The 12,172-nt window shown below is 39.3% G+C and carries 11 protein-coding genes and 1 pseudogene; all 12 read left to right on the top strand.

Annotated elements, in window-relative coordinates:
- Positions 1–652 precede the first annotated feature (652 nt).
- The 12 genes and pseudogenes from ltrA (at position 653) to rpsO (ending at position 11,945) form a co-directional block, all read left to right on the top strand.
- Positions 653–2,479: a group II intron reverse transcriptase/maturase gene (gene ltrA / locus AC3II9_RS10270; RefSeq protein WP_489155220.1), complete on the top strand. Its 1,827-nt coding sequence runs from the start codon at positions 653–655 to the stop codon at positions 2,477–2,479.
- A 109-nt stretch (positions 2,480–2,588) separates the two neighbouring features.
- Positions 2,589–3,992: pseudogene (locus AC3II9_RS10265) on the top strand (PolC-type DNA polymerase III); the annotation flags it as partial.
- Positions 3,993–4,318: 326 nt separating this feature from the next.
- Positions 4,319–4,804 (top strand): ribosome maturation factor RimP, encoded by a 486-nt coding sequence (rimP, locus tag AC3II9_RS10260; protein ID WP_489155219.1) that lies wholly within the window; start codon positions 4,319–4,321, stop codon positions 4,802–4,804.
- Between the two features lie 14 nt (positions 4,805–4,818).
- Positions 4,819–5,946: a transcription termination factor NusA gene (gene nusA, locus AC3II9_RS10255; RefSeq protein ID WP_431029505.1), complete on the top strand. Its 1,128-nt coding sequence runs from the start codon at positions 4,819–4,821 to the stop codon at positions 5,944–5,946.
- 114 nt (positions 5,947–6,060) lie between these two features.
- Complete coding sequence (gene rnpM / locus AC3II9_RS10250; protein WP_431029506.1) at positions 6,061–6,339, top strand: RNase P modulator RnpM; 279 nt, start codon at positions 6,061–6,063, stop codon at positions 6,337–6,339.
- Positions 6,336–6,644, top strand: coding sequence for a YlxQ family RNA-binding protein (locus AC3II9_RS10245; protein ID WP_391366479.1), 309 nt, complete (start codon positions 6,336–6,338; stop codon positions 6,642–6,644). Before rnpM ends, AC3II9_RS10245 begins: the two co-directional genes overlap by 4 nt.
- Positions 6,645–6,658: 14 nt before the next feature.
- Positions 6,659–8,893 carry a translation initiation factor IF-2 gene (gene infB, locus AC3II9_RS10240; protein WP_489155217.1) on the top strand — a complete coding sequence of 745 codons (2,235 nt, stop codon included), beginning with the start codon at positions 6,659–6,661 and terminating at the stop codon, positions 8,891–8,893.
- Positions 8,893–9,171, top strand: a complete 279-nt coding sequence (locus AC3II9_RS10235; RefSeq protein ID WP_489155215.1) for a DUF503 domain-containing protein — start codon at positions 8,893–8,895, stop codon at positions 9,169–9,171. The genes infB and AC3II9_RS10235 overlap by 1 nt, the downstream gene beginning before the upstream one ends.
- A gap of 72 nt (positions 9,172–9,243) precedes the next feature.
- Positions 9,244–9,588 carry a 30S ribosome-binding factor RbfA gene (gene rbfA / locus AC3II9_RS10230; RefSeq protein WP_391366484.1) on the top strand — a complete coding sequence of 115 codons (345 nt, stop codon included), beginning with the start codon at positions 9,244–9,246 and terminating at the stop codon, positions 9,586–9,588.
- A gap of 92 nt (positions 9,589–9,680) precedes the next feature.
- Positions 9,681–10,589, top strand: a complete 909-nt coding sequence (gene truB, locus AC3II9_RS10225) for a tRNA pseudouridine(55) synthase TruB (RefSeq protein WP_489155213.1) — start codon at positions 9,681–9,683, stop codon at positions 10,587–10,589.
- Between the two features lie 9 nt (positions 10,590–10,598).
- Positions 10,599–11,543 carry a bifunctional riboflavin kinase/FAD synthetase gene (locus AC3II9_RS10220; RefSeq protein WP_489155212.1) on the top strand — a complete coding sequence of 315 codons (945 nt, stop codon included), beginning with the start codon at positions 10,599–10,601 and terminating at the stop codon, positions 11,541–11,543.
- Between the two features lie 132 nt (positions 11,544–11,675).
- Complete coding sequence (gene rpsO, locus AC3II9_RS10215; protein WP_489155210.1) at positions 11,676–11,945, top strand: 30S ribosomal protein S15; 270 nt, start codon at positions 11,676–11,678, stop codon at positions 11,943–11,945.
- Positions 11,946–12,172: the final 227 nt, after the last annotated feature.

The raw sequence follows: 12,172 nt of genomic DNA, 5'->3' as shown, positions 1-12,172 counted from the left end.
GAAAGGGTAACGCCTTGAAACGCACTCACTGAAGCTACGACAAGCGGTTAGATTACTGCAAAAATGAAAGCCGTTTGAAGCTCGTTAAAGTAGGCTGAAGCTCACCCTAACAGTTTGGCTGAGGAAAGAGAGAAATCTTGTGAATGATAGGTCTGGTGTCTATAAAATTCCTATGGTTAGCATCAGTAGATTAACTGGGACGAACCCTCGATTGACTTTTCGTGAATGTCACGTAGTAGAAATGCTGCGGGGTCCAATGAGGACTTCTAGGTGTGGATGAGTAAGCGTTAGGTTATGAAAATCCATCTTGTGTTATAGGCACATGCCAGCCTAGCGGAATTTAGGGGGAACCTAAGGGAATATGTACAGATAGAAATAGTGGAACGTGTGAAGCTCCTAACGTAAGAGAAGATTGCACTTTGATGACAACGGTGTATGGAAAGGCTTTAAAGCTATAACATACTTTGAGGGAGTGGCAGTAGTGCCGTAGTACCATTGAAGAAATGCCAATGATGACTGAATAACCAATAGGTCAGAGGATAAAACATTTCAGAGGGAAGGGCACAAGTCGTTAATGTTGAAAACAAACCTACAACAAGTCAGATTCTAGTATGACCAAAGAGAACGAAAACTTCTAAAAGGGAGTGATTAGTTGACTGACTTAATGATTCAAAAGTTAAGAAACAACGAATATTTCGGTTTACAACCAATTTTCGATAAGCTTTATGAAGAAAGTAAAAGTGGTCGATACTTTACAAATATTTATGAGCAAATTATTTCTGAAGAAAATATTTTACTCGCTTTCCGTAACTTAAAAAGCAATACAGGAAGTAAAACGAAAGGCGCGAACGGACATACGATTAAACATTTAAATAAAATGGACGCTACACAACTTGTTAAATTGATGCGAACAAGACTCCAAAATTATTCACCACATGCAGTGAGGAGATTATGGATTCCTAAACCTAATGGGAGTAGACGACCTCTTGGTATTCCTACGATTGAAGACAGGTTAATACAACAAATGTTTTTACAAATATTAGAGCCAATTGTAGAAGGGAAGTTTCATCCACAAAGTTATGGATTCAGACCAAAGCGTAGCACACATGATGCCTTAGCAAGATGTTATCATATTGTCAATCATAGTCATCAACATTTCGTAGTGGATATTGATATTAAAGGGTTTTTCGATAACGTCAATCATAAAAAGCTCATGCGCCAATTATGGACAATTGGAATACGGGATAAAAAAGTTTTAACGATACTAAAGAAGATGTTGAAAGCGGAAATTACAGGTGAAGGCATACCGACAAAAGGTACTCCGCAGGGCGGTATTTTATCACCGTTACTTGCTAACATTGTACTGAATGAATTGGATTGGTGGATTTCTAACCAATGGGAGACGAAGCCGACCAAAACACCGTACAAGCTAAAGCGAAATAAAACAGATGCGCTAAAGAAAACAAGTCTAAAGCCCATGTACTTAGTGCGCTACGCAGATAATTTTAAAATTTTTACAAATTCTTATGACAATGCTCGAAAGATTAAACTAGCTGTAGAACAATGGCTAAAGGAACGACTAGGGTTAGAAATAAGTGAAGAAAAGAGTAAAATCACAAACTTGCGTAAAAATGGAACAGATTTTTTAGGCGTACGATTTAGAGCGGTACAAAAAGGTAATGCTAAAACAGGCTATGTAGTAAATTCTAAAATGGAACCGAAAGCAAAAGAAAAAGTGCGTGAGGTTATTCGACATCAATTAATAAAGTTAAGAAAAAGTCCCACTCCGCAAAAAGTGATGCGTTTGAATGCCAATATATTAGGTCTGCACAATTACTATAAAATTGCGACTAGAATTGCTCAGGATTTTAACGAGATAAGGCATGAAATTCATCCGAATATCAAATCGTTAATGATTCGAAATATTTTTGTGAAAACAAAAGAATCAAACGATGTCATTGATAAGTTTTATGGAGATTACAATTACCCAAGATTTAAAAGCAATGGATTATTGGTATATCCTATCGAAGCAATTCGACATGATATACGAGGACAGCGAAATCCTGAATTCACGATTTTTAATGAGAATGACAGGAAGGCAATTCATAAAGATTTAAAACAAGTATCCGTTCGAGAAATTGAAATGTTTCGTAAAGGAATTTACAAAGCGAAAAGTGTTTTATATGAAAATAATCGTCTAAGTAAATATGTAGCTCAAAAAGGCTGTTGTGGTATTACAGGTGAAAGGCTAACTCCTCACCAAGCGATATGCCATCATATCAAATCAACAGCACAAGGTGGAACAGATGAATATAATAATTTAATCATTATTAATAAAAGGTATCACATGCTAATTCATCATAGCGACCCACTTTCCAATAAAGAATATGTGAAAATGATTTATAAATTGGAAGCGAAGGCAATTAAAAAATTAAATAGGCTAAGAACGGAAGTAGGAAATCCAAAGCTTAGCCTTTAAACTTCAACAAAGTTAACGATGGAACGCCGTGTGAGTGTGAAAGCCTCATGCACGGTGTGGGACGGGGGAAAAGCTAGAGATAACATCAAAGGCTTACCTATCGTCATACTTCTCTGGTGAATATCAGCCACAGGCCCATAATTATACGAAAGTATTGTTCGGTGAGGATTATGTTTATCGTGCCGGTACGATTGGTACGGTTGCAGAAAAAACCGCATATGGGTATGTAAAAGGGTACGCTAACGATCACAATATGACCTTTAGAAATGCAGAAGTAGACCGACTTGTACAAGGGTGTACAGGGGTTAAACGTACAACAGGTCAGCACCCGGGTGGGATTATTGTAATTCCTGATTATATGGAGGTATATGATTTTACACCAGTACAATATCCCGCGGATGCACAAGACGCAGAATGGAAAACGACGCATTTTGATTTCCATTCTATCCATGATAACGTATTAAAATTGGATATTCTTGGACACGATGATCCGACAGTGATTCGTATGCTACAGGATTTATCAGGGATTGATCCGAAAACGATTCCGACAGATGATCCGGAAGTCATGAAAATATTTAGCTCTCCTGAGTCACTAGGTGTAACGGCAGAACAAATCGGTACAAAAACAGGGACACTTGGTATCCCTGAGTTTGGTACAAAATTTGTGCGTCAAATGCTTGAAGATACGAAGCCATCTACATTTAGTGAACTTGTCCAAATTTCAGGACTATCCCACGGTACAGACGTATGGCTAGGGAATGCTCAAGAGCTGATTCATAACGGTATATGCGTCTTATCCGAAGTAATCGGCTGTCGTGATGACATTATGGTGTATTTAATTTACCAAGGGCTTGAACCATCCTTTGCGTTCAAAATTATGGAGTCGGTACGTAAAGGGAAAGGCTTAACTGAGGAAATGGAAGCCGAAATGAAGGATAAAAAAGTGCCGGATTGGTATATTGATTCTTGTAAAAAAATTAAGTATATGTTCCCTAAGGCGCACGCTGCTGCTTATGTATTAATGGCAGTGCGTATTGCGTGGTTTAAAGTACATTATCCGATTCTTTATTACGCGGCCTACTTTACAGTGCGTGCGGATGATTTTGATTTGATCGCGATGACACAAGGTTCAGCAATGATCCGCCAAAAAATTGATGAAATTGCGATTAAAGGGTTGGATGCATCGACAAAAGAGAAAAACTTAATGACGGTCCTTGAGATTGCGCTAGAAATGAGTGAGCGCGGGATAAGTATGCAAAAGCCAGATTTATATCGTTCGGAAGCGAGTGAATTTATTATCGAGGGGAATACGCTTATTCCACCATTTGATGCGATTCCGGGTCTAGGAACAAACGTAGCGAAGCAAATTGTTGGAGCACGTGCAGAAGGTGAGTTTTTATCAAAAGAAGACTTGCAGCGCCGTGGACGAGTATCCAAAACATTAATTGAGTATATGGATCAACTGGGTTGTTTGGAAGGGATGCCAGACGCCAACCAATTATCGCTATTCTAAGCAGAGAAATCCTGTTTAAAGCATGTTCGTTTGCATTACGTTATGAGGTATGTTATTCTAATGGTAATAATTTGTTGATAGCATTGCAGCAAAAGAGTGGGTTTCTCCCGCTCTTTTCTATTGTTTATGCCTACATACAAGTTTTTTACTCATAAACAACAGCTGTTGAGACCTCAAATTTCACCACTTGCTGGTGGAATTTGTGTTTTATTAGCGGATACTCCTGTATAAAAGTAGACAAATATCCGCATAAAAAGAATATTATCGCGTCCTAAATGGACCAACTGTGTTTTACGGATGAAAAAATGTGACGTAAGGAGGATACGATGAGCAAAGTTACGTCAATTATTGAAGAACTAGTAACACCGATTACAACAGAGTTAAACTTAGAGCTTGTAGATGTCGAGTTCGTGAAGGAAGGTCGCAACTGGTTTTTACGTGTCTATGTTGATACACCAGAAGGTGGAATCGATATTGATCAATGTGCATTAGTAAGTGAACGTTTAAGCTCAATATTAGATGAAAAAGACCCAATTGAGCAAAACTATTACTTAGAAGTGTCTTCGCCTGGTGCTGAACGTCCACTGAAAAAAGAATCCGATTTTGAAAAAGCGGTCGGCAAATATATTTATGTGAAAACGTATGAGCCAATCAAGGACATGAAAGAATTCCAAGGATACTTAACGGCATATAATGGTGAAGATTTATCAATGACCGTTCGTATTAAAACACGTAAAGTAAATGTAGAAATTCCAAAAGAAAAAGTCGCACAAGCTCGTTATGCGATTGATTTTTCAGATAAGCAAATTTAGGAGTGAAAATAAAAATGAATAGTGAGTTACTAGATGCTTTAACGGCACTGGAGGAGCAGAAGGGCATTTCAAGAGAGGTACTAATTGAGGCAATTGAGGCAGCATTAGTAACTGCTTATAAGCGTAACTTTAACCAAGCACAAAATGTACGCGTTGACCTGAACTTAAATACAGGTTCGATGGTTGTTTACTCTCGCAAAGACGTTGTAGAAGAGGTAGAGGATGATCGTCTGCAAATTTCATTGGAAGATGCGAAGGCAATTAATCCTGTATATGAAGTAGGCGATGTGTTAGAGCAAGAAGTGACACCACGTAACTTTGGGCGTATTGCAGCACAAACAGCGAAGCAAGTTGTCACACAACGTGTACGCGAAGCAGAGCGTGGTCGCATCTACGAAGAATACGTAGATTCAGTAGATGACATTGTCGTTGGTACAATTGAACGTCAAGATCAGCGTAATATTTATGTGTCACTTGGTAAAGTAGAGGCAGCTTTACCGACGAATGAACAAATTCAAGGTGAAGTATATAAGCCACAAAGTCGCCTTCGTATGTATATCACAAAAGTAGAACGCACGACAAAAGGTCCTCAGATTATCGTTTCTCGTACACACCCAGGCTTATTACGTCGCTTATTCGAAATGGAAGTTCCTGAAATTTACGATGGTACAGTAGAAATTAAGTCAATCGCTCGTGAAGCCGGTGATCGCTCAAAGATTTCTGTTTACGCTCATAATGAGGAAGTAGACCCAGTCGGCTCATGTGTAGGAGCAAAGGGAGCGCGCGTACAAACAATTGTAAACGAATTAAACGGAGAGAAAATTGACATCGTAGAATGGTCAGAAGATCCAGTCGTATTCGTTGCAAATGCGTTAAGTCCATCAAAGGTACTTGATGTTCAAGTGAACGAAGAAGAAAAATCGACAACGGTTGTTGTGCCAGATTATCAACTGTCACTTGCTATTGGTAAACGTGGTCAAAATGCACGTCTTGCAGCAAAATTAACAGGGTGGAAAATTGATATTAAGAGTGAAACAGAAGCGCGCGAATTAGGGATTTATCCTAACGAAGCAAGCACATTTGTTCCGCAATTAGATGATGAAGAACTTGAGTACGATTTATATGCGGATGACGAAGAATAGTGAGTAAATAACAAGAGCGCTGTGCTAGTGTAGACATTGGATCTGGAACATACACAACTAGCATAAAAATTCGACAGCATATTATAAGTTGTTACTTTAGTGAGGTGAATTCTGATGACGACGAATAGGAAGATTCCTTTACGCAAATGTATCGCAACAGGCGAAATGCTTCCCAAAAAAGCGATGATTCGTGTTGTTCGTTCCAAAGAGGGGGAAGTATCCGTCGATGTAACAGGTAAAAAATCTGGTCGGGGTGCTTACGTATCAAAATCAGAGGAAGCAGTAAATTTAGCGCGTAAAAAAAATATTTTAGAACGTCAATTAGAAGCGAAAATTCCTGATGAAATTTATGAGCAACTCATCACGCTAATTCGCAGGGAGTCGATTTTATGACAAACCAAGCGATTCTGCAACTGTTAGGGTTAGCAGCAAGAGCGCGTAAAGTAATTTCTGGTGAAGAATTAGTCATTAAAGAAATTCGTAGTGGCAATGCCAAAATCGTACTCTTAGCATCTGATGCATCAGCGAATACTAGTAAAAAATTGACAGATAAATGTACGTATTACAATGTTGAGTTACATGTGTTTGGGGATCGTTATGATCTTGGACATGCTACAGGAAAAGAAGCTCGTGTCGCGTTAGCGATTACAGATAGCGGGTTTGCAAAGAAAATGTCTAGTCTACTCAACGAAAAATAATCGGGGGTGAGCAGATGAGCAAAGTAAGAGTTCATGAATATGCGAAAAAGGTAAATAAAACGAGTAAAGAAGTAATTGAACAGCTAGGAAAGCTTGACATGCCTGTGAAAAATCATATGGCTGTACTAGAAGCTGATACTGTTTCAAAACTTGATGCAGTCTTTAAGCAAACAGTAGAACGAATAAAAGCAACTCCTTCTAAACAACCTGTAAAAGAGCAGGGGAATAAACAAGACACGCGTTCACAAGCGTCACAACAACCAAAAGTAGTAAAGCAACAATCTTCTCAAGCAAGTCAATCATCGTCTACGGGCGAAAAACAAAAGAATAAAGGTAGCCAAAATAGAAATATGACACAAAATAATAATCAAAATCATAACAATCGTAATAAAGGTGGCAATCAACAACGCCGTAAGCCAGGAATTCATGGTGGGAAGCGTCGTACACACAAGCCACAACAGCCGGTGCAAGTAGTACAAAAAGAATTACCAGAAAAAATTACATTCTATGAAAGTCTAACAGTAGCAGAGTTAGCGAAAAAATTACACCGTGAACCATCTGAATTAATCAAAAAGTTATTCATGCTAGGTGTAATGGCCACAATTAACCAAGAGCTAGATAAAGATGCCATTGAGTTAATTTGTGCAGACTATGGTGTAGAAGTAGAAGAAGAAGTACGTATAGATATTACCGATTTAGAAACGCACTTCGAACAAGTAAACGAAATGGATGAGGCATTATTAGAAGAGCGTCCACCAGTTGTAACGATTATGGGTCACGTAGACCATGGTAAAACAACATTACTTGATTCGATTCGTAATACAAAAGTAACTGCTGGAGAAGCAGGTGGGATTACACAACATATCGGTGCTTATCAAGTAGAAGTACAAGATAAGAAAATTTCATTCTTAGATACACCTGGTCACGCTGCGTTTACAACGATGCGTGCACGTGGTGCCAAAGTAACGGATTTAGCGATTATTGTAGTAGCAGCAGATGATGGTGTGATGCCTCAAACTGTGGAAGCGATTAACCACGCAAAAGCAGCAGAAGTACCAATTATCGTTGCGGTAAACAAAATGGATAAACCTTCAGCAAATCCAGACCGTGTCATGCAAGAGTTAACAGAGCATGGCTTAGTACCTGAAGACTGGGGTGGCGACACAATTTTCGTACCAATCTCTGCATTAAAAGGAGAAGGTATTGAGCAGTTGTTAGAAATGATTTTATTAGTTTCTGAAGTAGCAGAACTAAAAGCAAATCCAAACCGTTCAGCACTCGGTACAGTTATTGAAGCGCAATTGGATAAAGGGCGCGGTTCTGTGGCAACATTATTAGTACAAGACGGGACATTACGTGTTGGTGATCCAATCGTAGTAGGTCATGCTTACGGTCGTGTTCGTGCGATGGTCAATGACATGGGTCGCCGCGTAAAAGAAGCGGGTCCATCTACACCAGTGGAAATTACAGGTCTAAATGATGTACCACAAGCAGGTGACCGTTTTGTAGTGTTCGAAGATGAGAAAACAGCTCGTCAAGTAGGTGAATCTCGTGCGATGACAGCAATCCAAGCACAGCGTTCTGAAAAACAACGCGTAACGCTTGATAACTTATTCGAACAAATGAGCCAAGGTGACGTAAAAGAATTAAACTTAATCGTTAAAGCAGATGTACAAGGTACAGTAGAAGCGATGGCTGCATCATTAATGAAAATTGATGTAGAAGGCGTAAACGTGAAAATTATTCACACTGGTGCAGGTGCGATTACAGAATCCGATATTACACTTGCCGCAGCTTCAAACGCTATCGTGATTGGTTTCAATGTTCGTCCTGATGTAAATGCAAAACGTGCAGCAGAAGCTGAAGGAGTAGACATTCGTTTACACCGCATTATTTACAAAGTAATCGAAGAAATCGAAGCAGCGATGAAAGGGATGTTAGACCCTGAATATGAAGAAAAAATTGTGGGTCAAGCAGAAGTTCGTCAAACAATCAAAGTATCAAAAGTAGGTACAATTGCTGGTTCTTATGTAATAGAAGGCAAAATTGTGCGTGATGCAGGCGTACGTATTATCCGCGAAGGCATCGTTGTATTTGAAGGCGAGTTAGACTCATTAAAACGCTTCAAAGACGATGTAAAAGAAGTAGCAAGAGGTTACGAATGTGGTATCACAATTAAAAACTACAACGACATTAAAGAGGGCGACATTATTGAAGCCTTCATTATGGAAGAAATTAAACGCGTCTAATGATTGTCTACGCAGAAGTTGAATTCATTATTCACACTGCCCATTCGTTAAAGGAAAAGCGTGCCGTTTTGCAACGTATGACGATGCGTACGAAGCAAAAATTTAATGTATCTGTTGCAGAAATTGATCATCAAGATGTTTGGCAACGTACACGCCTTGCGATTGTGACTGTTGCTTCTTCTAAAGAGGCGGCTGATCGTGAGATGGACCATGCATTGCGTTATTTGGAGTCAAATCCACAATGGGAAATGCTTGATCGTTGGCGTGAATACTTATAAAGCAATAGGTTCATACCATGTGTAAGATGTGGTGTGAATCCTCATGAGATATAGATAAAGGTGGTGACACGTATGTCTCTACGTTCTAACCGCGTAGCTGAGCAAATGAAAAAAGAGCTTGGTGAGATTATTGGTCGTAAAATTAAAGACCCTCGCGTAGGTTTTGTAACAGTAACAGACGTTGATGTAACAGGAGACTTACAACAAGCAACGGTGTATATTACTTCATTAGGAAATGAACGTGAGCGTGCAGAAACGTTAAAAGCATTAGAAAAAGCATCAGGCTTTATTCGTTCAGAAATCGGTTCTCGTATTCGTTTACGTCGTACACCAGAGATTTCCTTCACATTCGATGCTTCAATCGAGTACGGTAACAAAATCGATGAATTGTTACGTTCCCTACATGAAGAGAAGTAAGATTGTACTTGCTTTAGCGTAAAGCATCAACTATTAAAAGCCTGTCGCAATATTGCGCAGGCTTTTTTATTCATTGCAAAAGGAGCCGAAAGATGAACGGGATTTTACCTTTATGGAAAGAGCGCGGCATGACAAGTCATGATTGCGTATTTAAGCTACGAAAAATTTTAAAAACTAAAAAAGTCGGACATACAGGGACACTTGACCCAGGTGTGGAAGGCGTTTTACCCATTTGTATCGGTCAAGCTACGCGTATCGCAGAATATTTAACGGATGCTGGGAAAACATATGAAGCTATCATATCGATTGGTCGCACCACAACAACGGAAGATGCAGAAGGAGAAACAGTCGAACAACATACGGCCTATAAATCTTTCACACGTGCGCAAATTTTGCAAGCACTACAAACACTAACGGGTGACATTCAGCAAACACCGCCCATGTTTTCAGCTGTCAAAGTAAACGGTAAAAAGTTATATGAATATGCACGCGCTGGTCAAACCGTTGAACGCCCAACACGCCAAGTAACAATTTACACATTAGAATTGTTAAGTGAAGGGGAAAGTTTTGAAGGAGAAGAAGTCCGGTTTGCGATTCGAATTCAATGTAGTAAAGGCACATACATCCGTACACTGGCTGTTCAAATTGGTGAGGCACTAGGGTATCCGGCACATATGCATGAACTCGTTCGTACTTCATCCGGAACATTTACGAAAGAACATTGCCTAACGCTTGCTGAAGTAGCAGCAAAGATGGAACTAGACGATCAAAGCTTCATTTTACCTGTTGAATATGCACTGAGTGATTACCCATATGTTGAAATTGACAATGCCAATCGCAAACAAATTTTTAATGGACAAGTCCTACCGATTCATCCATTATTAAAAGTAAATGAAAAAATTGTGTTTGGGGTTGAAGGGAAGGCATTCGCGGTGTATATCAAGCATCCGACAAAGGATGGTCAAATGAAGCCGGACAAAATGTTCCCTGAAATCGAGTAGGAGGAAATTATGGACGTTATTCATTTAAAATATCCACATCAACTGAAAGCAACAGAAGGGCCGTACTCGTTAGCCGTTGGTTTTTTTGATGGTGTACATCGTGGACATCAAGTAGTCATTCAGTCTGCTATTGATACGGCGAAAGAAAAAGGGTTAAAAAGCGCAGTCATGACGTTTGATCCACATCCATCAATCGTACTAGGTGGACGCAATGAAAAAGTATTTTATATTACGCCGCTTCAGCAAAAGCTGGATACATTAAGTAAACTGGCCATTGATACGGTATTTGTTGTCAACTTTACATCTGATTTTGCAAAGCTTTCACCAGAGGATTTCATCCAATATTTTATTCGTGATTTAAATGTCAAACATGTAACAGCTGGGTTTGATTTTTCATTTGGTGCATTTGGGAAAGGGAATATGCAGCTGATGCGCGAACTAGGCGGCCATGATTTCGACGTAACGATTGTTGAAAAGTGTGCGGATACAACGGAAAAAATTAGTTCCACGCGTATTCGGAGAGCGTTACAAGAAGGCAATATGGAAGAAGCCCGTATGTTACTTGGACGTGCCTTTGAAGTACCGGGCATTGTTGTACATGGGGATAAGCGCGGGCGTACACTTGGGTTTCCAACGGCCAATGTGCAGCATATGGAAGGCTGCTTCATTCCAGCGACAGGGGTATATGCAGTCAAAATTTTAGTGCAAAATGAATGGCTAGATGGGGTGTGTAATGTTGGCTATAAACCAACATTTAAAGATCCAAATAATAAACAATTAACAATCGAAGTACATATTTTCAACTTCGACAAAAACATTTACGGTGAAGAGGTAATCGTTGGTTGGTATCATCGCATTCGTAGCGAACAAAAATTTAATGGTATTGAAGCGCTGGTTGCTCAAATTGAAAAAGATAAACAAGCTGCCGTGGATTATTTAAATAAGCAAGCATAATAGTTGCTTGGCTATACAAAATATGTTAAGATGCATTAGTACGAAAAGCGTACGAACCTTAGCTCGGCTTTCCGATTCTCCGACGATTGCTGTGCTAGTGGGGATATTTTACTATTTAGGAGGTCCATTCACATGGCAATTACAAAAGAACGTAAAAACGAAATCATCGCTGAGTACCGCACTCATGAGAGCGACACTGGTTCTCCAGAAGTACAAATCGCTGTATTAACTGCAGAAATCAACGCATTAAACACTCACTTACGTACTCACAAAAAAGACTTCCACTCTGAGCGTGGTCTTTTAAAAATGGTAGGTCGTCGTCGTCACTTATTAAAATATTTACGTGAAACTGACGTACAACGTTACCGTGAACTAATCAACAAACTTGGATTACGTCGCTAATCTATTCGAAAGGCTTCAGCGTGCTTATTTAGCTCTGAAATGAGTAAATTGTGAGCACGTGACAGCTAGACATGACAAAAAGCGGGAATTTTCCCGCTTTTTCTTTATGTTTTAGTGATATAATCGTCTCCTAAATTGTCAACATTAAAATTCGGTTCTATAATAAATGTTGGGGTTTTCATACAATTTATGAAAAATAAAATGCACAACATCACCTGTTTTACTAT

It is taken from the genome of Lysinibacillus sp. RU7 (assembly GCF_057837305.1).
Note: the sequence above shows the minus strand (reverse complement) of the source record. Positions and strands in the feature narration are given on the sequence as shown.

Excerpts from the sequence above, each read along its gene's own strand:
- rimP (WP_489155219.1), top strand. The coding sequence starts at position 4,319 with ATGAGCAAAGTTACGTCAATTATTGAAGAACTAGTAACACCGATTACA.
- nusA (WP_431029505.1), top strand. The coding sequence starts at position 4,819 with ATGAATAGTGAGTTACTAGATGCTTTAACGGCACTGGAGGAGCAGAAG.
- rnpM (WP_431029506.1), top strand. The coding sequence starts at position 6,061 with ATGACGACGAATAGGAAGATTCCTTTACGCAAATGTATCGCAACAGGC.
- AC3II9_RS10245 (WP_391366479.1), top strand. The coding sequence starts at position 6,336 with ATGACAAACCAAGCGATTCTGCAACTGTTAGGGTTAGCAGCAAGAGCG.
- infB (WP_489155217.1), top strand. The coding sequence starts at position 6,659 with ATGAGCAAAGTAAGAGTTCATGAATATGCGAAAAAGGTAAATAAAACG.
- AC3II9_RS10235 (WP_489155215.1), top strand. The coding sequence starts at position 8,893 with ATGATTGTCTACGCAGAAGTTGAATTCATTATTCACACTGCCCATTCG.
- rbfA (WP_391366484.1), top strand. The coding sequence starts at position 9,244 with ATGTCTCTACGTTCTAACCGCGTAGCTGAGCAAATGAAAAAAGAGCTT.
- truB (WP_489155213.1), top strand. The coding sequence starts at position 9,681 with ATGAACGGGATTTTACCTTTATGGAAAGAGCGCGGCATGACAAGTCAT.
- AC3II9_RS10220 (WP_489155212.1), top strand. The coding sequence starts at position 10,599 with ATGGACGTTATTCATTTAAAATATCCACATCAACTGAAAGCAACAGAA.
- rpsO (WP_489155210.1), top strand. The coding sequence starts at position 11,676 with ATGGCAATTACAAAAGAACGTAAAAACGAAATCATCGCTGAGTACCGC.